This is a genomic window from Kitasatospora sp. NPDC002551, from assembly GCF_040296005.1.
Taxonomy (GTDB): Bacteria; Actinomycetota; Actinomycetes; order Streptomycetales; family Streptomycetaceae; genus Kitasatospora.
Genome location: NZ_JBEOWI010000015.1, coordinates 96454 through 116947 on the forward strand (window position 1 = coordinate 96454; position 20494 = coordinate 116947).

The window sequence follows — 20494 nt, forward strand, 5'->3', positions numbered from 1 at the left end:
GGTGCCGGTCCCCCGGGCCGCCGTTCGATCTCCGGATACACCTTGCCTGATCGAACTGCCGGACGCACATGTACGCGGCGGCGGGCGCGGCCGCCTCCGGACGCCTACCCGGCGCGGTGGCGGCCGCCGGTTCCGGCGACCGGGGCGGCCGGCCGGTCGCCGGCCCGACCCGCGGCGGCGTCGGCACCGGAGGGGACGGCCCTGCCGGAGCGGCGGGCGCGGAGCAGTTCGACGGCGACCGGGATCACCGAGACCAGCACGATGCCGACCAGGATCGCCTCGATGTTGTCCCGGACGAACGGGATCTGCCCGAGGAAGTAGCCGAGCACCGTGACACCGGCGCCCCACAGCACGCCGCCGATCACGTTGAAGAGGACGAAGACGCGGTAGTTCATCCCGCTCACCCCGGCGACGATCGGGGTGAAGGTGCGGACGATCGGCACGAAGCGGGCCAGCACGATCGCCTTCGGCCCGTGCCGGTCGAAGAAGGCCGCCGCCTTCTCCACGTTCTCCTGCTTGAACAGCCGGGAGTCGGGGCGCCGGAACAGGCTGGGGCCGACCTTCCGTCCGAACAGGTAGCCGACCTGGTCGCCGGCCACCGCCGCGAGCACGATCAGCACGCAGATCAGCCAGAGCGGCTGGTGCAGGTAGGTGCCGCCGGCCACCAGCAGGCCGGTGGTGAAGAGCAGCGAGTCACCGGGGAGGAAGAAGCCGATCAGCAGGCCGGACTCGGCGAAGACGATGGCCAGGATGCCGATCGGCCCGAAGGTGGAGATCAGATGGGTCGGATCGAGCCAGGACGGGCCGAGGGCGAGGCTGGTCACGGGGCGGAACTCCTGAGGGCCTGTAGGAAGGTCGACTCTTGGCAATGAAACAGTAAAGCATTCACCAAGGAGTCATCGAACACCCCTGCTCCAGGCAGTAGTCGGACCATCATCCGGATCCCACCATCGGGCGAATCCCCACCCCTTCGGTGGAGTTCGTCCGGGGCACCGGTGAATGCTGGCCGGGCGACGTCAGGCCACGGCGCCGCGGAGCGGCCACTCCGCCGGACGCCACCATTCGCACTCCACTCCTGGGAGACCACCGTGTCCCGTATCCGCGCAGCCGCCGCCGTCACCGCCCTCGGGGCCCTCCTCCTCGCGGGCATCGGCACCGCGCACGCCGACAACGGCGCCGGCGCGGACCATCACTCCAGCAGCGGCGTGGTGAGCAGCACCGGCTCCGGCAACGTGATCGGCAACGTCCTCGGCAACGTGACCGGCACCCAGCAGACCGCCACCGGCTCCGGTGCGGGCAACCAGACCAACACCCTCGCCGTGACCGGCAACGCGGGCGGCATCGGCGCGCTGCGGGGCAACGGCAACCTCGCCCCCCCGATCGTCCCGCCCGCCGGCGGCTGAACGGCCCGCCCCCTCCGCCCCCGAGCACCCCCTCCGGTCCCGGCCGGGTGCCGCCCCACGCCGGTGGGGCGGCACCCGGCCGCGTCGCGTCCGGCCCGGCCCCACCCTGGACAGCCGCAGCCGCCCGGGATTGACTGGTGAGGCGATCGGCGGGGCCGCCCGGGCCCGCCCGGTCGGGCTCCACCGAACGTCAGGCACCGTCGAAGGGAGGCGCCAGCGTGCGCCGCACCGTGTTCACCGAGGACCACGAGGCCTTCCGGGAGACCATCCGGGACTTCATCGCCAACGAGGTCGTCCCCGTCTACGAGAGCTGGGAGGCCGAGGGCCACCCGCCGCGGGACTTCTACCGCCGGCTCGGCGCGCTCGGGGTCTTCGGCATCGAGGTGCCCGAGGAGTACGACGGCGCGGGCGAGAGCGGTTTCAAGTACCAGGCGGTGATCGCCGAGGAGACGGCGCGGGCCGGCGTCAGCTTCGGCTCCTCCGGGGTGCACACCGGCCTGGTGCTGCCCTATCTGCTGGAGTACGCGACCGAGGAGCAGAAGCGGCGCTGGCTGCCCGGCTTCGTCTCCGGCGACCTGATGACCGCGATCGCGATGACCGAGCCGGGCGCCGGCTCCGACCTCGCCGGCATCACCACCACCGCGCGGCTCTCCGAGGACGGCACCCACTACGTCCTCAACGGTGCCAAGACCTTCATCACCGGCGGCGTCCTCGCCGACCTCGTCCTGGTGGTCTGCCGCACCTCGCCGTACGACCCGGAGAACCGCCGGGCCGGGCTCTCCATCCTCTGCGTGGACACCGCCTCCCCCGGCTACAGCGTCGGCCGCAAGCTGCAGAAGATCGGCCTGCGCACCTCGGACACCGCCGAACTGGCGTTCTCGGACGTCAAGGTGCCGGTGGAGAACCTGCTCGGCGAGGAGGGGCGGGCGTTCGCGTACCTGACCCACAACCTGGTGCAGGAGCGGCTGGCGATCGCGGTCGGCGCGTACGCGGCCTCCGCGGCGGCGGTGCGGTTCACGGTGCGGTACGTGAAGGACCGCACGGTGTTCGGCAAGGCGGTCGCCGAGTTCCAGAACACCAAGTTCACGCTGGCCGACTGCGAGGCCCAGGTGGTGGCGCAGCAGTCGATGGTCGACCGCGCGCTGGAGCTCTACCAGCACGGCGGGTTGACGGTGGCGGACGCCGCCGCGGCCAAGCTGTTCTGCACCGAGTCGGCGTCCGGCGTGATCGACAAGTGCCTGCAGCTGCACGGCGGTTACGGCTACATCCTGGAGTACCCGATCGCCCGGCTCTACACCGACAACCGGGTGTTCCGGATCTACGGTGGTACGAGCGAGGTCATGCGCAGCATCGTCGCCAAGTCGCTCGGGCTGTAACGGGCCGCGGCGGGCTGCCGCAGGCGGCGTACGGGCCGGCCCGTACGCCGTTCACCCGCGCGGTCAGTTGGGCGAGTGGTGCTCGGCGCGCCACGCGTCCCAGCCGGCCGACGACGCCACCTTGGCCTCGTGCAGGGCCCGCTGGGCCATGGCGGACGGCGGGCGGTCCAGCCCGCGCACCCACTTGCGGCCGGCCGTGGCCAGCGCCGCGCACACCATCACCGCGCCCGCCGTCCCGAACAGCGCGCCGATGCCGGTCAGCAACGCGCCGCCGGCCAGCAGCGAGCGGTTGACCTGGAATCCGCTGAGAAAACGCTCGTTGGTCGCCATGCCTCCACGATGGAGGCAGTCGGCCGCCGCCGCACGCCGAGCGCATCCGCGCGCGGCCGGGCGTGCGGGTGCGGGGCGGCTCGGCGTGCGGGCACGGGGCGCGTCCGGGACGCTGGGCCGCAGGAGCGCCCGCGCAGCAGGACGGCACCCGGACGGCAGGAGGACGCGCGATGGTCGATCTCGAACAGCTCGTCGCGGAGCACGCGGCCCTGGCGGCCGAGAGCCCGCACGGCCGCAGCGCCCATCTGGTGCTGCACGACGGGGTGCTGCGGCAGACGGTGATCGCGCTGACCGCGGGCACCTCGCTCGACGAGCACAACGCCCCGGCGGCCGCCAGCGTCCAGGTGCTGCGCGGGCGGGTCTCGCTCACCATCGCCGGGCGGCGCGAGGAGCTCTCCGCGGGGGAGCTGCAGGCCGTCCCGCAGGAGCGGCACGGCCTGCTCGCCCACGTCGACTCGGTGGTGCTGCTGACGGCCGTCACCGCCTGAGTCCCGGCCGGGTACGGGTACGGGCCGGGTTCAGGCCGCCGGGCCGTGCCAGTCCGCCGCCGGCTTCGGCTTCAGCACCGAGCCGCCGACCAGCTCCAGCCCGCGCAGCAGGTCCCGCCCGCCCGGCGCCAGTTCGGGCGTGGCCAGCCACTGCCCGGCCAGGCCCACCAGCAGCGCCTGGTAGAAGGTGCCGCGGGCCAGCTCCTCCTCGGTGTCCGGCACCTCGGGGAGGCCCTGGAACAGGGCCGCCAGCCCGAGCCGCCCGTCCTTCTGGATCCCGGCCAGCGCCTCCCGCAGCTCCGGTGCCCGCTCCACCTGCACCATCGCCTCGAACTGCGAGGCCCAGAGGCCGCGGTTCTCGGCGATGGTCCGCCGCACGCCGTCCCAGACGGCGACGAACCGCTCCTCCGGGTCGTCGGACGCCTCGTTGGCCCGCGCCACCACGGCCCCCACCATGAGGCCCCACTCCCCCGTCGCCTCGATCAGCGCAGCGTTGAGCAGCGCCTCCTTGGAGCCGAAGTGGTAGCCGATGGCCGCCAGGCTGACGCCCGAGGCGGTGGCGATGTCCCGGGCGGTGGTGCGCCCGTAGCCCTTCTCGATCAGGCAGCGCTTGGCGCCGGCCATGAGGTCCTCACGATTTCCCATGCCCGCATGCTACGTCCGATCAAGACGGATGTCTTGCACGAATGTCTTGCACGATAGATTCAGACGCTCGTACTAGACAAGCGTCTGACACGTCCGTACTGTCTCCCCCATGACCGCAACCACCGGCCGCGCAGGCCGTCGCGAATGGATCGGCCTGGCCGTTCTGCTGCTCCCGACCCTCGTCCTCACCATGGACATGGGCGTGCTCTTCTTCGCCGTCCCCTACATCTCCACCACGCTGGCGCCGAGCGGCACCGAGCAGCTGTGGATCATGGACATGTACTCGTTCCTGCTGGCCGGCCTGCTGATCACCATGGGCGCGCTGGGCGACCGGATCGGCCGCCGCCGGCTGCTGATGATCGGCGCCGCCGGCTTCGCCGGTGCCTCGCTGCTCGCCGCCTCGGCGGACAGCGCCGGCCAGCTGATCGCGGCCCGCGCCCTGCTGGGCGCCGCCGGGGCCACCGTGATGCCCTCGACCCTCGCGCTGATCCGCAACATGTTCCACGACCCCAAGCAGCGCCAGGTCGCGCTCGGCGCCTGGGGCGGCATCCTCACCGCCGGCGCCACCCTCGGTCCCGTCGCCGGCGGCCTGCTGCTCGACCACTTCTGGTGGGGCTCGGCCTTCCTGCTCGCCGTCCCGGTGATGGCCCTGGTCCTGCTCACCGCCCCGGTGCTGCTCCCCGAGTACCGCTCCCCGCAGCACGGCAGCTTCGACCTGCTCGGCGCCGCGCTCTCGCTGGCCGCCGTCCTGCCGCTGGTCTACGGCGTCAAGACGCTCGCGGTGGACGGCTGGGACCCGCTCGCCGCGCTCGCCGTCCCGGCCGGCCTGCTGCTCGGCGGCGCGTTCTACCTGCGCCAGCGCACCGCCGCCAACCCGCTGCTCGACCTCGGCCTGTTCCGGATCCGCGCCTTCAGCGGGGCGATCAGCGTCAACACCGTGGCGATGTTCGCGATGATGGGCTTCACCCTCTTCACCTCGCAGTACCTGCAGCTGGTCAAGGGCATGAGCCCGCTCACCGCCTCGCTCTGGTCGCTGGTCCCCAGCGTCGGCGTGGGCGCCGCCGTCGGCCTGAGCTCGGCGCTCGCCGGCAGGGTCCGTCCGGCGGCGATGATGGCCGGCGGCTTCCTGGTCGGCGCGGCCGGCTTCGCGATGATGACCCGGGTCGGCGCGGACTCCCCGCTGGCGTTCATCCTCACCGCGGCGGGCGTCCTGGCCGCCGGCACCGTCGGCACCATGACCCTCACCGCCGAGATGGTGGTCTCCGCCGCCCCCGTCGAGCGGGCCGGCGCCGCCTCCGCCACCTCGGAGACCGCCGTCGAGCTCGGCAGTTCCCTCGGCATCGCGCTGCTCGGCGCGGCCGGCGCCGCGGTCTACCGCTCCCACCTGGACGGCGCCCTCCCGGCCGGCCTGGAGGGCGAGGCCGCCCGCACCGCGCAGGACACCCTCGGCGGCGCGGTCACCGTCGCGGCCCAGCTGCCCGCCCGGCTCGGCGGCGACCTCCTCGCCACCGCCCGCACCGCGTTCACCGACGGCCTGCACGTCGCCGCCGTCGTCGGCCTCGTCCTGACGGTCGGCGCCTCCCTCCTCGCCTACCGCCTCATGCGTCACCTCCCGGCCGCCGCACCGGCCCCCGCCCCCGAGCCGGCCGCCGCCTGACCCCCACCGCCGATCCCCCCGCACGCGCGTCATCGCAGCCCCCGCCCACCCCCGGGCGGGGGCTGCCGCGCCGTTACCGCCGAGGGGTCAGGGCCCCCACCGCCCCGGCGGCTTCCCCCCACCTCGCACCTCGAACGGCGGCGCGCCGGCCGACCCGGCCGGCCGGCCCACGTACACGGGGCCGCACCGGGGGAAGGCCCGTGCCAGGCTTCCCGGATGACCAACGACGATCGGCACGGGCGGGTTCGGGGCAGCTACGACGCGGTGGCGCAGGACTACCGGGAGCGGGTGGGGGGTGAGTTGGCGTACAAGGTGATGGACCGGGCGCTGCTGGGGGTGGTGGCCGAGGAGGCGGCCGGGGGGACGGTGGCGGACCTGGGGTGCGGGCCGGGGCACGTGGCGGGATGGCTGGCCGGGCAGGGGGTGGCGGCGGTCGGGGTGGACCTCTCGCCCGCGATGGTGGCGGTCGCCCGGCAGGACCACCCGGGAGCGGAGTTCCGGGTCGGCGACCTGCTGGAGCTGCCGGCCCCGGACGGTGAGTTCGCCGCCGCGGTGGCGCTCTACTCGGTGATCCACCTCGAACCGGAGGAACTGCGCCCGGCCTTCGAGGAGATGCGGCGGGTGCTGCGGCCGTCCGGGGTGCTGCTGGTGGCGTTCCACCTCGGCACCGAGGTGCGGCGGCTGGAGGAGTGGTGGGGCCACCGGGTGGACGTGGACTTCCACTTCCGGGAGGCCGGGGCCGTCGCCGGCCCGCTGGCCTCGGCCGGGTTCACCGTGACGGCCCGGCTGGAGCGCGACGCGTACCCGCAGGAGGCGCAGACCCGCCGCGGCTACCTGCTCGCCCGCCGGGACTGACCGCGACCGGACGGCCGGGGAACCGGGGCCCGCGCGGCGGCCGGAACCGGCCAAAACGGCGGCGGAAAAGGGCCGTGGGAGGTGCGGTCCCCGGGCCTCCGGGGCCCGCTCGCACCGGGGGCGGCCGGGGGGCCGGAGCGGTGCCGGGCGGTCCGACCTCGGGTGATGGGGGCGTGCCGGGCGGGGCCCGCGGCCGTGCGCGCCGGCCGCCCGGGCAACATCTGGTTTTTGACCAGCGTTTCCCGGCCGGTGTATACGTTCGCCGTCACGGGCAGGCATACTGGCCAGGACGGGCGCTTTGCCCGACTGTGACGTATGACTCTAGACGAGAAGGGACCGGTGGCCAGGGATGCTGCGTAACGGTCTTGAGCCCTGGCACGTGCTCGTGGTGCTGGCTGTCGTGATCCTGCTGTTCGGGTCGAAGAAGCTGCCGGAGATGGCCCGCGGCCTCGGCAAGTCGATGCGGATCCTCAAGGCGGAGACGAAGGCGATGCGCGAGGACGACACCCCCGCCGCCGCCGACGCCGCCGCCCAGGGTACCGCTCAGAGCACCGCCGCCCCGGCGCAGCCGGCCGCCGAGCAGCCCCGCCAGGCCGTCACCCCGACCAATGTGACCAAGGCCACCGAGCAGCCGCGGACCACCACCACCGCCTGAGAGCAGGCGGCGCGAGTCCGGCCGAAGCCCCCGCCCCGCGGCGGGGGCTTCGTCGTGTCCGGCTGTTCGGCCGCCCCGCTCCCGCACTCGACTGGCCGTCCGTTTTGATCCGTTGTCTCCTGGTGTGCACGACGGGTGGAACGGAGGTGACGGATGGCGGCCCGCGAGACGGCGGCGCAGGCGGTGTCCGACACGCTGGTGCGCCGCCTGCGGCCGGCGGTCCGGGTGGTGGCCGCGCCCGGGGAGCCGGACTTCCCTCACCGGCCCGGCGCCGGCCCGGCCGGGGCGGGCTGACCGGCGTGGCCGCGCACCAGCCGTCCCCGCCGACGCCCCCCTCGGCTCCCCCGCCGCCCGTCCCGCCCGGGGGCCGACCTGACCTGCGGGCCTGGGGCCTGCTGATCGGCTCGTTCACCCTGTTGATGCTCGGCTACTTCAGCCTGCCGCTGCGCACCCTGGGCGACGACCGCCCGGGGCTGAGCTGGGTGCTGTTCGGGGCGGTGCTGACCGGGCTGACCGGGCTGCTGGTGGCCCGGATCGTCGACACCTTCCGCGGCACGGGCCGTCACCACGTGGTCTGGCTGGCCTTCCTGATCTGCCTCTCGCTGACCGTCTTCGCCGCCACCTACTACGTGCTGGCCGACCGGCCGGGTGAGTTCGTCGGGCTGGAGACCCGGCTGGACTCGCTGTACTTCACGGTCGTCACCATGGCGACCATCGGCTACGGCGACATCACCCCGGCCGGTCAGGGTCCGCGGCTGGTGGTGCTGCTGCAGATCACCTACAACTTCGTCTTCCTGGCGGCCGCCGCCGGTGCCCTGAGCCGGACCATCCGCACCAACATGGAGACCCGCGCCCACCGCGAGGACCTCGGGCGCGAGCACCGCCGCGGCCGCCGCCACCGCCACAAGCCCCACCACGAGGACGGCTAGGAGCGGCTGCTGTCGATCACGCAGAAGCGGTTCCCGTCGGGGTCCTCGACGACCACGAAGTCCGGGTCCGGCGGATAGAGGTCCCAGTCGACCCGCCGCGCGCCGAGGCCGGTCAGCCGCTCCACCTCGGCCTCCTGGTCCGCCGCGTAGAGGTCCAGGTGGACGCGTGGGTGCCGCTGCGGCGGCGTGACGCTGCGGCCGAGCGCCACCTGCACGCCGGCCGCACCGTCCGCCGGGACGAGCACCACCCAGTCCTCCTCGGCCGCCCCGTCGCGGGGGGCGTAGCCGAGGGCCTCGCCCCAGAACGCCGCCGCGCGGCGGACGTCCGCCACTCCGAGCACCACCGAACCGATTCTCAGCATGCCGCCGATTGTGCCGGACCGGACCGGCGGACCACCGGCGACTACGCCGGGACCAGGCCCGGCTCGCCGGCCACCACCGCCCAGGAGGCGGAGGTCCGCACCGTCAGAGCCCGCACGGCGGACGATGAACAGCAGGCGACTTCTTCGCTCTTCTCCCCTGCGCCGCAGGTGAGTTATCCGTCGGCGCCGGCCGCCCCGCCACCGCGCCGGCGCAGCGACATCAGCAGCAGGAAGACGGCCGACCCCGCGGCCGCCACCCGCAGCACGCCCGGCGCGGACTCCCACACCACCTGGTTGGCCTGCTCGCCCGGGTTCAGGGCCGTGCCCCAGCGGCCCTGGGCGCGGCCCCAGACCCAGAGCGAACTGCCGCTGATCGTCATCAGCGGGATCCCGAAGACGGCCACCTTGCGGGTGAGGTCGGACAGGTGGCGCGAGAGGTAGCCGAGCGCCCAGCCGATCAGCATGGCGATCAGCTGCCCGGTGACGGCGCCGCCGATCAGCACGGCGGCGGAGAGCAGCAGCAGCGGCGAGGGCCGGCGCGGAGCGGGCCCGGACTTCGCGGCCTTGCCCGCGGCACCGGGGGCCGCGGGGGCGTCGGCGGTGCCGTCGGCCGGGGCGGCGCCGTCCGTGGCCGGCCGGCCCTTGCGCGCCATGACCTTCCTCGCCCGGCGCTTCTCCTTCCGGGTGGCGGCGCCGGGCGGTTCGGCGGTCGCGGGCCCCGCCCGGCCGCCCTTCGCGGCCTCCTCGCCCGCGTCGGGCACGGTCTCGTCCTCGGGGGCGGTCCGCTGCTCGGGGATCGGCCGGTTGGAGGCGGCCGGGCCGTCCCCGAAGTCGATGCTCACGTAGTCCCAGTCGCCCGCGTTCACGGCGCGGTACGCGGGCGGCAGCGCCTCGGGGTCGACGGGGGCGCCCTCGGCCGGCTTCGCGATCCACGGCGAGCCGCCGTCCTGTCCGGACGGCGCGGACGGCGCGGAGCGCGCGGGGCGCGGCAGGAACCCGGCGGGCGGGGCGGCGTCCGGCCCGCCGTCAGGCGCGGACGACGGCGCGGACGGCGGTCCGGCGGGGCGCGGCGGCACCGGGGGGCGCGGCGGATCGGCGGGCGCCGGCTCCTGCGCGTACACGCTGTCCCCGTCGCCACCCCCGCCCTGACCCGCGGACCCCTGGGCACCCGGCGGCTCGCTCCAGGGCCCCTGCTTGCGCCACCACTCGCCGTCCGACATCCCGCACACCCCGCCTTGCCCGTACCGAACCGGATCCGCCACGCGTCCGGACGCGGCGTCATCCCCGCCGACCGTGACGGTACCCACCCGCCGCCCCGCCACGCGAGCCCGAGCGCCCCCGGGCGCGCCCCGCCGCACCGGCCGTTGCGCCGACGCCGCGGCCCTCCCGTCCCGCCGCCGCCCGACTAACCTAGGTCGAATGACCGCACAGCAGGGCCCCCAACGCCAGGCCAAGTCCGCCGCCGGCCCCCGCACCCTCGCCGAGGAACTCCGCGCCCGGCCCGACGACGACCTCGCCGCCCTGCTCCGCTCCCGCCCCGACCTGCTCAACCCCGTGCCCGGCGACCTCACCCAGCTCACCGCCCGGCTCTCCTCCCGCGCCTCGGCGCTGCGCGCGCTGGAGCGGCTGGACCGCTTCACCCTGCAGGCCGCCGAGGCCCTCGCCGCGCTCCCCGACGGCTCCCCGCCCACCGCCGTCCGCACCCTGCTGGCCGGCCCGGCCAGGGTGAAGCCGCACCCCGGCGCCACCCCGCTGAGCGCCGCCGACCGCTCCGCCGTCGCCGCCGCGCTCCCCCGCGCCCTGGCCACCCTGCGCGACCGCGCCCTGCTCTGGGGCCCGGACAACCGGATGCGCCTGGTCATCGCCGCCCGCGAGGCGCTCGCCCCGACCGCCACGAACCCCGGCCGCACCGGCCTCGGCCCGACCTTCGCCGAGGCCAGCACCGGCATGTCCCCGGCCCGCCTGCAGCAGCTGCTCGCCTCCGCCGGACAGCCCGCGACGCCCGACCCGGTCACCGCCGTCGCCGCGTTCACCACGCTGCTCTCCGACCGCGCCCGCTGCGAGGAACTGCTCGCCACCGCCCCCGAACCCGCCCTGCGGCTGCTCGAACGACTGGTCTGGGGCCCGCCCACCGGCACCGTCCCGGACGCCACCCGCCCGGTCACCGCCGAGGACGCGCAGAGCCCGGTCGAGTGGCTGCTGGCCCGCGGCCTGCTGCTGCCCAGCAGCCCCGGCAGCGTCGTGCTGCCCCGCGAACTCGCCCTGCACCTGCGCGGCGGCCGCTCGCACCGCACCGTCGAACCGCTCCCGCCCGAGCCCGCGCCGGCCGCCGCCCCGCGCGACCCGCAGGTGGTGGACGGCGCCGCCGCCGGGCAGGCGCACACCGCCGTGCGGACCGTCGAGGAACTCCTCGACCTCTGGGGCCTCACCCCGCCGCCCACCCTGCGCGCCGGCGGCCTCGGCGTGCGTGACCTCAAGCGCACCGCCCAGGCGCTGGAGAGCACCGAGACAGTCGCCGCCTTCTGGCTCGAACTCGCCTACACCGCCGGGCTGCTGGCCCCGGACGGCGAGGTCGACGAACACTGGGCGCCGACCCCTGGCTACGACGAGTGGCTGCGGCTGGACACCGCCGAGCGGTGGACCGTGCTGGCCCGCGGCTGGCTCGCCGCCACCCGCGTCCCGGCCCTCGCCGGCTCCCCCGACGGCAAGGGCAAGCCGCGCGCCGTACTCGGCCCGGAGCTGGACCGCACCCTCGCCCCGTCCGTGCGCCGCGCCGCCCTCGCGCTGCTCGCCGAACTCCCGCCCGGCACGCCGGCCACCGCCGGGGAACTGCTGCCCACGCTGCGCTGGCAGCGCCCGCTGCGCGGCGGACCGGCCGCCCCCGACGGCGCCGGCGACCTGCGCGACCAGTTGGTCGCCTGGACCCTGGCCGAGGCCGAACTCCTCGGCATCACCGGCCGCGGCGCGCTCGCCGCCCCCGCCCGCGCCCTGCTCACCGCCGAGCACGACCCGGCCGCCGTGCTCGCCCCGCTGCTGCCGCAGCCGCTGGACCACGTCATCCTGCAGCCGGACCTCACCGCGATCGCCCCCGGCCCGCTGCTCACCCCGCTCGCCCAGGCGCTCGCGCTCTGCGCCGACATCGAGTCCAAGGGCGGCGCGACCGTCTACCGGTTCACCCCCGGGTCGGTGCGCCGCGCCCTGGACGCCGGACGCACCGCCGCCGACCTGCGGGCCTTCCTGGAGCAGCACTCCCGCACGCCGGTCCCGCAGCCGCTCGCCTACCTGATCGACGACGTCGCCCGCCGGCACGGCCTGCTGCGGGTCGGCGCCGCCTCGTCCTACCTGCGCTGCGACGACCCGTCCCTGCTGAACGAGATCCTGGCCGACCGCCGCTCCGTGGACCTGCGGCTGCGGCTGCTCGCGCCCACCGTGCTGGCCGCCCAGGCCGCACCCGACGTCCTGCTCGCGAGCCTGCGCGCCATGGGCTACGCGCCGGCCGCCGAGTCCGCCGAGGGCGACGTGCTGATCACCCGCCCGGACAGCCACCGCACCCCGCCGCGGGCGGCCCCGGTGCCCGTCCCGGACGGCCCGCCCGCGCCGGACGACACCCTGCTCGCCGCCGCCGTCAAGGCGATCCGGGCCGGCGACCGGGCCGCCACCGCCGCCCGCCGCGAGCCGGCCGCCCCGACCGGGCGTCAACTCCCGCGCACCGCCGCCGCCGAGACCCTCGCCGCGCTGCAGACGGCGGTGCTGCTCGGCGAGCGGATGTGGATCGGCTACCTCAACGCGGAGGGCCTCGCCAGCCAGCGGATCATCGACCCGGTCAAGGTCGAAGGCGGCTACGTCACCGCCTTCGACCACCACGACGGCGAACTGCGCACCTTCGCGCTGCACCGGATCACCGGCGTCGCCGAACTGGACGAGTAGCGCCTCAGTGGCCCTGCTGCTGGGCCGCCTGCTCGGCCTGCTTCTCCTTGATCGCCTTATCCGCCATGGCGGCGAGGTCGCCCTGCCCGACCGGCATCACACTGTTGGCCCCGGCCAGGTCGGCGAGCAGGAACCCGGGCGACGCCAGCAGCCCGCCCGGTCCCTCCCCGATGCCCGCGATCGCGTGCGCGGAGGTGGCGGTGGTGGCGGTCGCGGCGAAGGCCGTACCGGCGAGGGCGAGGGCGGTGAGGACGCGCTTCGACTTGTTCATGCCCTGCCCAACGAGCCGGCCCTCCCCCGGTCACCCCCCGCCACCCCGTCCGCACCGCGCGTACCGGCAGTTGACGACCCGCCCACACCGGCTTAGTCCGGAATGCGGGGGGTGACGAAAGGAGTCATCATGCTCGGCGATCTCATAGGCGACACCCAGGGCCAGGACACCGGCCGGCGCGTCCTCGACGCCGGGGACGGCCACGTCGTCGTCGAGGTCTCGTTCGAGGGCAGCGGCAGCTACTACGGCACCGCCGTCACCGGCTTCGGCACCTACGAGTCCGAATTGCGGGCCGACGGCACCCTGCGCGGCGAGGGCCAGGGCGTCGACATGACGGCCGACGGCCAGAGCGTCGTCTGGCACGGCACCGGCATCGGCCACTTCACCGAGGGCGGCGGCACCAGCTGGCGCGGCTCCCTCTTCTTCCACACCGCCTCACCGCGGCTCGACCGCCTCAACCACGTCGTCGGCCTCTTCGAGTACGAGGTCGCCCCGGACGGCAAGTCCACCGGCAGCTTCCACGAGTGGAAGTAGCCCGGCCGCCCCGAGCGGTCCCGTCCACCCGGCCGGATGGGCGACACTGGAGGGTCGGCGTCCCGAAGGACCCGCAGACCCGACAGACCTGTCAGCCAGTGGAGGGCACCCCCGCGTGAACGACGGACCGCTCATCGTCCAGAGCGACAAAACTCTTCTCCTGGAGATCGACCACCCCAAGGCCGCCGACTGCCGCCGGGCCATCGCGCCGTTCGCGGAGCTGGAGCGGGCGCCCGAGCACGTGCACACGTACCGGGTGACGCCGCTCGGGCTGTGGAACGCGCGGGCCGCGGGCCACGACGCCGAACAGGTCGTGGACGCCCTGGTGACGTACTCGCGCTACCCGGTGCCGCACGCGCTGCTGGTCGACGTGGCCGACACGATGGCCCGGTACGGGCGGCTGCGGCTGCTCAAGCACCCGACCCACGGACTGGTGCTCACCACCACCGACCGGCCGGTGCTGGAGGAGGTGCTGCGGTCCAGGAAGATCGTGCCGCTGGTGGGCGCCCGGGTCGACCCGGACACCGTGGTGGTGCACCCCTCCGAGCGCGGCCAGATCAAGCAGGTGCTGCTGAAACTCGGCTGGCCCGCCGAGGACTTCGCCGGCTACGTGGACGGCGAGGCGCACCCGATCGACCTGGCCGAGGACGGCTGGAGCCTGCGCCCCTACCAGGCGCAGGCGGTGGAGGGCTTCTGGCACGGCGGCTCGGGCGTCGTGGTGCTGCCCTGCGGCGCCGGCAAGACGCTGGTCGGCGCGGCGGCGATGGCGCACGCCAAGTCGACCACCCTGATCCTGGTCACCAACACCGTCTCGGCCCGCCAGTGGAAGCACGAGCTGGTCAAGCGGACCACGCTCACCGAGGACGAGATCGGCGAGTACAGCGGCACCAGGAAGGAGATCCGCCCGGTCACCATCGCCACCTACCAGGTGATGACCACCAAGCGGAAGGGCGTCTACGCCCACCTGGAGCTCTTCGACGCCCGCAACTGGGGCCTGGTCGTCTACGACGAGGTCCACCTGCTGCCGGCCCCGGTGTTCAAGTTCACCGCCGACCTGCAGGCCCGCCGCCGGCTCGGCCTGACCGCCACCCTGGTGCGCGAGGACGGCCGCGAGGGCGACGTGTTCAGCCTGATCGGCCCCAAGCGCTTCGACGCGCCGTGGAAGGAGATCGAGGCGCAGGGCTACATCGCGCCCGCCGACTGCTGCGAGGTCCGGGTCACCCTCACCGACTCCGAGCGGCTCGCCTACGCGACCGCGGAGCCCGAGGAGCGGTACCGCTTCTGCGCGACCACGGCCACCAAGCGCCGGGTGGTGGAGGCCCTGGTCAGGAAGCACGAGAAGGACCAGACGCTGATCATCGGCCAGTACATCGACCAGCTGGACGAGCTCGGCGAGGCCCTGGACGCCCCGGTGATCAAGGGCGAGACCAGCAACACCCAGCGCGAGAAGCTGTTCGACGCCTTCCGCAACAAGGAGATCAGCGTCCTGGTCGTCTCCAAGGTCGCCAACTTCTCCATCGACCTGCCGGAGGCGACCGTCGCCATCCAGGTCTCCGGCACCTTCGGCTCCCGGCAGGAGGAGGCCCAGCGCCTCGGCCGGGTCCTGCGCCCCAAGGCGGACGGGCACGCCGCCCACTTCTACTCGGTGGTCGCCCGGGACACCGTCGACCAGGACTTCGCCGCCCACCGCCAGCGCTTCCTCGCCGAGCAGGGCTACGCCTACCGGATCATCGACGCGGACGACGTCCTGTAGCGGGCGCGGTGCGGGCGCGGTGCGGGCGCGGTGCGGGCGCGGTGGGCGTGGCAGGGGTGGATCGGAGGGGCGGACGCGACTAGGATCGTCCGTCTGCCCCCTCCCGAACCGTGGTACCTGCTGTAGGCGCGCAGGCAGCCGGGGGAGGTGTCGGCCGTTCGGCAACCGGCCGGCTGTATCCACCGTGAGCTCCTACGATCCGCTGCGCCCGCATCCGGGGCAGCCGGGAAGGTTCGCTGTGCCCGCCACCCCCCTCACCGACCCCCTGCAGCGCGAACGCGACCACCTGGCCGCGTCCAGGGCCGCGCTGCGCGCGATGCGCGAGGACGTCGAGTCCCTGGACATCCGTGACGTCACCGGCACCTGGGTCACCGCCCTGGTGCTGCAGAACCAGATCGAGGCCAGGATCGCCGCCCTGGCCGACCTCTCGCACACCCCGCTGTTCTTCGGCCGGCTCGACTACCTGCACGCGATCAGCGAGGAGTTGAGCGAGGGATCCGGCGGGGAGAGCTTCTACATCGGCCGCCGCCACGTGCACGACGCCGACGGCGACCCGATGGTGATCGACTGGCGCGCGCCGGTCTCCCAGCCGTTCTACCGGGCCAGCCGCACCGAACCACTGGACGTCGAGCGCCGCCGCCGCTTCGGCTACACCGGCGGCGAGCTCACCGCGTACGAGGACGAGCACCTCTCCGACCCCGCCGAGGGCGACACCTCCTCCGCCCTGCTGGCCGCCGAGATCGAGAAGCCCCGCGTCGGCCCGATGCGCGACATCGTGGCGACCATCCAGCCGGAGCAGGACGAGATCGTCCGCGCCGACATCTCCGGCACCCTCTGCGTGCAGGGCGCCCCCGGCACCGGGAAGACCGCCGTCGGCCTGCACCGTGTGGCGTACCTGCTGTACGCGCACCGCGAGCGGCTGGCCCGCACCGGCACCCTGGTGATCGGCCCGAACAACGCCTTCCTCTCCTACATCGAGCAGGTGCTGCCCGCGCTGGGCGAGCTGGACGTCGCGCAGGCCACCGTGCAGCAACTGGTCGGGCACGTCGAGGTGCGCGGCGAGGACTCGCCGCGGGCGGCCCGGCTGAAGGGCGACGCCCGGATGGCCGAGGTGCTGCGCCGCGCGGTCCGCTCCGGCATCGCGCTGCCCACCGAGCCCTGCGTGGTGATCCGCGGTTCCCGCCGCTGGCGCGTCCCGGTCCACGAACTCACGGAGATCATCGAGGAGTTGAAGGGCCGCGACATCCGCTACGGAGCGGCCGCCGAGGCGCTGCCGCAGCGGATCGCGCACACCGTGCTGCTGAAGATGGAGCAGGCCGGCGAGGCGCCGGACGACCGGGTGCAGGACGCGGTGGCCCGCAACACCGCCGTGAAGGCGGTGGTCAGGGCCTGCTGGCCGGCGGTCGACCCGGCCAAGCTGGTGCTGCGGCTGCTCTCCGAGCCGGAGTTCCTGGCCGCCTGCGCGGACGGCGTGCTGAGCGCCGAGGAGCAGGCCGCCGTGCTGTGGCCCAAGCGCGGCCGCTCGGTGAAGACCGCCCGCTGGACCGCCGCCGACGCCGTCCTCGTCGACGAGGCGACCGACCTGGTGCGGCGCACCGCCTCGCTGGGCCACGTGGTGCTGGACGAGGCGCAGGACCTCTCGCCGATGCAGTACCGGGCGGTCGGCCGGCGCTGCACCACCGGCTCGGCGACCGTGCTGGGCGACCTCGCCCAGGGCACCACCCCCTGGGCGACGACGAGTTGGCCGGAGGCGCTGCACCACCTGGGCAAGCCGGCCGCCCACGTCGAGGAGCTGACCAAGGGCTTCCGGGTGCCGGAGGAGGTCATCGCGTACGCCTCCCGGCTGCTGCCGTCGATCGCCCCGGGCCTGAACCCGGCCAGTTCGGTCCGCGAGGCCCCAGGATCCCTGACGGTGCGTCACATCGTCGAGGAGGAGTGGGCGGAGGCCGTGATCGTGGCCTGTCGCCGGGCACTGGAGCGGGAGGGGTCGACCGGCCTGATCGCCGCCGACGCGCGTGTCCCGCAGCTGGCGCAGGCGCTGGCGGCGGCCGGTCTGGCGCACCTCTCCCCCGGCGCCGAGACCAGCGCCGAGACCCGTCTGACGCTCGTCCCGGCCTCGCTGGCCAAGGGCCTGGAGTACGACTACGTGGTGCTGGACGAGCCCGCCGCGGTGGTCGCGGGCGAGCCGGACGAGCGGACCGGCCTGCGCCGGCTGTACGTGGCGCTGACCCGTGCGGTCTCCGGCCTGGAGGTGCTGCACGCGCGGCCACTGCCGGAGCAGCTGCGCTGAACGGACGGGGCCGGCCCGTCGCCGAACGGCGGGCCGGCCCCGGCTCCGGGCCGCACCACGGGGCGTCAGCCGTCGATCAGCGCCCGCCACTCGGCGACCTTGGCGGCGTCCACCGGCGAGCGCCAGCCCTCGGGCCGGACCGCGCCGCCGACGTGGAAGGCGTCGAACCCGGCGGCCCGCAGCTGCGGCAGGTGCTCGGCCCGCAGGCCGCCGCCGATCAGGATCCGCTGGGTGTACCCGGGCTCGCCGGCCCGGGCCAGCTCGGCCCGCAGGACGTCCCGGCCGGCGTCCACGCCGCCGGCCGCGCCGGAGGTGAGGAAGGTGTCCAGCCCGGGCAGCGCGCCGACGGCGGCCCGGACGGCGGCCCGGTCGGCGCTGTGGTCGATCGCCCGGTGGAAGGTCCAGCGGCAGCCGGCCACCGCCTCGGCGACGGCCTCGGTGGCGGCCAGGTCGACCCGGCCCTCGGCGTCGAGGAAGCCGAAGACGAACTCGTCGGCGCCCTCGGCCCGGAGCGCGGCGGCGCGGGCCCGCAGCTCGTCCAGGTCGCCGGGCGCGAAGCCGTCCCGGATGCGGAGCATGACGCGCAGCGGGATGTCGACGGTGGCGCGGATCTTGGCGAAGTCCTCGACCGCGGGGGTGAGCCCGTCGGCGGCCATGTCGGTGACCAGTTCGAGCCGGTCGGCGCCGCCCGACTCGGCGGCCTGGGCGTCCTGGGGCGTCAGCGCGATGACTTCGAAAATTGGTCTAGACATATCCGATAGCCTGCCACATCGGTCCGCCCCCGGCGAGCCCCGTGCGGCCAGTTGGCCGGACAACGCACCCCCGCCCGGGAACGCGCGACGGCCGGGCGACCGGGTCCCACACCCCGGTCGTCCGGCCGTTCGCGGGGCGGCGAGGCCCCGGCCGTCCCCGCTCCTCAGGCGAGGCTCCGGCCACCTCCCGCCCCGGCGCCCCGGCGCAGCAGCCAGCCGGCCGCCAGCAGCACCGCCAGCGCCGCGGCCGCCGCCGGGAGCAGCCGCCACACACCGCCGGCCGCCTGCCAAAGCCGGAACAGGTTGAACGAGAAGGTCAGCGCCAGCGCCGCGAGTCCGGCCGCCGCCGGCAGCAGCCACTCCCGCGCCGCGAACAGCAGCACGGCCAGCGGGACGAACAGCAGCGCCCCGGCCGCCACGCCGTCCATCAGCACGAAGGAGCTGTAGAAGTCCTGCGCCACCAGGACCAGCCCGCCACCGGCCAGCGCGGCCACCACCAGGACCCGCTCGCGCCGGGCCGGCCGCTCCAGCAGGTCCTGCGGCGCGAGCGCGAACAACAGGCCGGCGAACAGCTGCGGAGTCGCCTCGCAGGACTGCAGGACGGCCAGCCAGCCGTTGGGCATGACCACGGCCGACAGCAGCACTCCCAGCGCGCCGACGGCCGCCACGGCGAGCGCCGCCGTCCTGGCGAGCCGCCACCGGCCCGCCAGGACGGCGGCGACCAGCAGGAGCGGCACGATCACCTGACCGACGTACCAGAGGTAGGCGGGCACCTGGACGAGGTGGTCCGGCAGGTCCCAGTTCGAGTGCCACGCGGGGCGGACGGCGTCGTACACGCCGCGGGCCAGACCCGCCCCCGCGATCGCCCCGGCGATCAGCGGCGCGGCCACCGCGAGCAGCCGCCCGGCGAGCGAGGTGGAGGTCAGACCGGTGCGCATCCGCAGCCCGTACGTCCCGAGGTCGAGGGCCTCCCGGACGGTGGCGAGCCGGCCGGCCCCGTCCGTGCTGTCGGCGAAGACGGCGGACAGTTCGTCGCCGCGCTCGCGCCGGTAGCGGGCCGGGTAGAGCCGCAGCGCGGCGCGGAACGCCACCGGATCGGCCACCATCCCGGGGAAAGTCTGCGTCGTCATGCGAAGGCCCCCCTGACCTTGATGAATGCGAGCTTGGCCGATCCCGCGGCGGGCCGGACGGCTGCCGGACGCACGGCCGCCAGCCGTCGCTGGGCCTCCTCGGCGACGGCGCGCAGCCGCTCCGCCTCGGTGGCCAGGGCCCCCCGCCCGCCCTCGGTGAGCGCGTAGGTGCGCCGGGCCCGGCCGTCGACGATCTCCTCCGCGGCGACCTCGATCAGGCCCTGCTGGAGCAGCCGGTCGAGAGCGCCGTACAGCGTGCCGGTCCGCATCTTGACCCGGCCGTTGGAGATCTCGCCGATCTCCTGGATGAGCGCGTAGCCGTGCCTGGGGGCGTCGGCCAGCGCGGTGAGCAGGAGCAGCGTCGGTTCCTGCATGGCCCGTTCTGTCATGAAGCTACATATACAGGTCGCCGACATATCAAGTCCAGGGGAATCGGCCGACCGGGCCTCCCCGACCAGCAGAATGGCCCCATGCCCGACACCCCGCGCTCCGAGGAACTGCTCGCCGCCTGGACGGCCCTGCTGCACCGCTGCGGCACGCGGACCGACCCCGCGCCGGCTGGCCGGGAGCTGCTGCGCCGCTGGTCCGAGCCGCAGCGCCGCTACCACACCACCGACCACCTGGACGCGGTGCTGGGCCACGTCGACGCGCTCGCCGGGCACGCCGACGACCCGGACGCCGTCCGGCTGGCCGCCTGGTTCCACGACGCCGTCTACCGCCCGGACCGCTCGGAGAACGAGGAACGCAGCGCCGTCCTCGCCGTCCGGGCGCTCACCGCCGCGGGGCTGCCCGCGGCCCGGGTCGAGGAGGTCGCCCGGCTGGTCCGGCTCACCGTCACCCACCACCCCGGGCCCGGGGACCGCGACGGCGAGGTCCTGTGCGACGCCGACCTCGCCGTCCTCGGCGGTCCGCCGGCGGCCTACGCGGCATACGCGGCGGCGGTCCGGGAGGAGTACGCCTTCGTACCCGAGCCGGACTTCCGCGCGGGGCGCGCGGCCGTGCTCCGGCAGCTGCTCGCGCTCCCCGCGCTCTACCGCACGCCCACCGCGCACGCCCGCTTCGACGCCGCCGCCCGGGCCAACCTGGCCGCCGAACTCGCCCGCCTGGAGGCCGCCGGCTGAGCCCGGGGGACCCGCG

The 20494-nt window shown here is 75.1% G+C and carries 22 protein-coding genes; 13 read left to right on the forward strand and 9 right to left on the reverse strand.

The genetic code is table 11. The features are described 5' to 3' along the window. Positions 1-104 precede the first annotated feature (104 nt). Positions 105-824 carry a DedA family protein gene (locus ABT093_RS16025; protein WP_350564576.1) on the reverse strand — a complete coding sequence of 240 codons (720 nt, stop codon included), beginning with the start codon at positions 822-824 and terminating at the stop codon, positions 105-107. Positions 825-1088: 264 nt separating this feature from the next. On the opposite strand from ABT093_RS16025, the gene ABT093_RS16030 reads away from it, so the two are divergent. Then, positions 1089-1403, forward strand: coding sequence for a hypothetical protein (locus ABT093_RS16030; RefSeq protein WP_350564578.1), 315 nt, complete (start codon positions 1089-1091; stop codon positions 1401-1403). Positions 1404-1621: 218 nt separating this feature from the next. After that, positions 1622-2779, forward strand: a complete 1158-nt coding sequence (locus ABT093_RS16035; RefSeq protein ID WP_350564580.1) for an acyl-CoA dehydrogenase family protein — start codon at positions 1622-1624, stop codon at positions 2777-2779. 63 nt (positions 2780-2842) lie between these two features. On the opposite strand, the gene ABT093_RS16040 is transcribed toward ABT093_RS16035, so the two are convergent. Further along, complete coding sequence (locus ABT093_RS16040) at positions 2843-3109, reverse strand: hypothetical protein (protein ID WP_350564582.1); 267 nt, start codon at positions 3107-3109, stop codon at positions 2843-2845. A 170-nt stretch (positions 3110-3279) separates the two neighbouring features. On the opposite strand from ABT093_RS16040, the gene ABT093_RS16045 reads away from it, so the two are divergent. Next, positions 3280-3597 (forward strand): cupin domain-containing protein, encoded by a 318-nt coding sequence (locus ABT093_RS16045; protein ID WP_350564584.1) that lies wholly within the window; start codon positions 3280-3282, stop codon positions 3595-3597. Between the two features lie 30 nt (positions 3598-3627). Here the strand turns inward: ABT093_RS16045 and ABT093_RS16050 are convergent, their stop codons facing one another. Further along, positions 3628-4242: a TetR/AcrR family transcriptional regulator gene (locus ABT093_RS16050; RefSeq protein ID WP_350564586.1), complete on the reverse strand. Its 615-nt coding sequence runs from the start codon at positions 4240-4242 to the stop codon at positions 3628-3630. A gap of 109 nt (positions 4243-4351) precedes the next feature. Between ABT093_RS16050 and ABT093_RS16055 the strand changes: the two genes are divergently transcribed. From ABT093_RS16055 to ABT093_RS16075, 5 genes are all read left to right on the forward strand, one after another. Then, the gene (locus tag ABT093_RS16055) at positions 4352-5899 is read left to right on the forward strand and encodes an MFS transporter (RefSeq protein ID WP_350564587.1); all 1548 of its coding nucleotides are present in this window, start codon (positions 4352-4354) and stop codon (positions 5897-5899) included. A gap of 216 nt (positions 5900-6115) precedes the next feature. Continuing rightward, positions 6116-6754 carry a class I SAM-dependent methyltransferase gene (locus ABT093_RS16060; protein WP_350564589.1) on the forward strand — a complete coding sequence of 213 codons (639 nt, stop codon included), beginning with the start codon at positions 6116-6118 and terminating at the stop codon, positions 6752-6754. Positions 6755-7103: 349 nt separating this feature from the next. Continuing rightward, positions 7104-7409: a Sec-independent protein translocase subunit TatA gene (tatA, locus tag ABT093_RS16065; protein WP_350564591.1), complete on the forward strand. Its 306-nt coding sequence runs from the start codon at positions 7104-7106 to the stop codon at positions 7407-7409. A gap of 153 nt (positions 7410-7562) precedes the next feature. Beyond that, complete coding sequence (locus ABT093_RS16070; protein WP_350564593.1) at positions 7563-7703, forward strand: hypothetical protein; 141 nt, start codon at positions 7563-7565, stop codon at positions 7701-7703. A gap of 5 nt (positions 7704-7708) precedes the next feature. After that, positions 7709-8338: a potassium channel family protein gene (locus tag ABT093_RS16075; RefSeq protein ID WP_350564595.1), complete on the forward strand. Its 630-nt coding sequence runs from the start codon at positions 7709-7711 to the stop codon at positions 8336-8338. Here the strand turns inward: ABT093_RS16075 and ABT093_RS16080 are convergent. Together ABT093_RS16080 and ABT093_RS16085 are read right to left on the reverse strand one after the other, a co-directional pair. After that, complete coding sequence (locus tag ABT093_RS16080) at positions 8335-8700, reverse strand: VOC family protein (protein ID WP_350564597.1); 366 nt, start codon at positions 8698-8700, stop codon at positions 8335-8337. The genes ABT093_RS16075 and ABT093_RS16080 overlap by 4 nt on opposite strands. Positions 8701-8873: 173 nt before the next feature. After that, on the reverse strand, positions 8874-9920 hold the full coding sequence (locus ABT093_RS16085; protein ID WP_350564598.1) for a hypothetical protein: 1047 nt from the start codon (positions 9918-9920) through the stop codon (positions 8874-8876). Positions 9921-10119: 199 nt separating this feature from the next. Here ABT093_RS16085 and ABT093_RS16090 point away from each other — a divergent pair, with 199 nt between their 5' ends. Then, positions 10120-12627 (forward strand): helicase-associated domain-containing protein, encoded by a 2508-nt coding sequence (locus ABT093_RS16090; RefSeq protein WP_350564600.1) that lies wholly within the window; start codon positions 10120-10122, stop codon positions 12625-12627. A 4-nt stretch (positions 12628-12631) separates the two neighbouring features. Here the strand turns inward: ABT093_RS16090 and ABT093_RS16095 are convergent, their stop codons facing one another. Next, positions 12632-12898, reverse strand: a complete 267-nt coding sequence (locus tag ABT093_RS16095) for a hypothetical protein (protein WP_350564602.1) — start codon at positions 12896-12898, stop codon at positions 12632-12634. A 129-nt stretch (positions 12899-13027) separates the two neighbouring features. On the opposite strand from ABT093_RS16095, the gene ABT093_RS16100 reads away from it, so the two are divergent. From ABT093_RS16100 to ABT093_RS16110, 3 genes are all read left to right on the forward strand, one after another. Beyond that, on the forward strand, positions 13028-13432 hold the full coding sequence (locus ABT093_RS16100) for a hypothetical protein (RefSeq protein WP_350564604.1): 405 nt from the start codon (positions 13028-13030) through the stop codon (positions 13430-13432). Between the two features lie 115 nt (positions 13433-13547). Then, a complete protein-coding gene (locus ABT093_RS16105; RefSeq protein WP_350564606.1) occupies positions 13548-15185 on the forward strand; it encodes a DNA repair helicase XPB in 1638 nt (545 codons plus the stop codon). A 238-nt stretch (positions 15186-15423) separates the two neighbouring features. Then, positions 15424-17475 (forward strand): HelD family protein, encoded by a 2052-nt coding sequence (locus ABT093_RS16110; RefSeq protein WP_350564608.1) that lies wholly within the window; start codon positions 15424-15426, stop codon positions 17473-17475. A gap of 65 nt (positions 17476-17540) precedes the next feature. On the opposite strand, the gene ABT093_RS16115 is transcribed toward ABT093_RS16110, so the two are convergent. The 3 genes from ABT093_RS16115 to ABT093_RS16125 all read right to left on the reverse strand — a co-directional run bounded on the left by ABT093_RS16115 (position 17541) and on the right by ABT093_RS16125 (position 19746). Then, positions 17541-18227, reverse strand: coding sequence for a copper homeostasis protein CutC (locus ABT093_RS16115; protein ID WP_350564610.1), 687 nt, complete (start codon positions 18225-18227; stop codon positions 17541-17543). 164 nt (positions 18228-18391) lie between these two features. Then, positions 18392-19357: a hypothetical protein gene (locus tag ABT093_RS16120; RefSeq protein WP_350564612.1), complete on the reverse strand. Its 966-nt coding sequence runs from the start codon at positions 19355-19357 to the stop codon at positions 18392-18394. Then, positions 19354-19746 (reverse strand): PadR family transcriptional regulator, encoded by a 393-nt coding sequence (locus ABT093_RS16125; RefSeq protein ID WP_350564614.1) that lies wholly within the window; start codon positions 19744-19746, stop codon positions 19354-19356. The genes ABT093_RS16120 and ABT093_RS16125 overlap by 4 nt, the downstream gene beginning before the upstream one ends. An 81-nt stretch (positions 19747-19827) precedes the next feature. On the opposite strand from ABT093_RS16125, the gene ABT093_RS16130 reads away from it, so the two are divergent. Next, positions 19828-20478: an HD domain-containing protein gene (locus tag ABT093_RS16130; protein WP_350564615.1), complete on the forward strand. Its 651-nt coding sequence runs from the start codon at positions 19828-19830 to the stop codon at positions 20476-20478. Positions 20479-20494 lie beyond the last annotated feature (16 nt).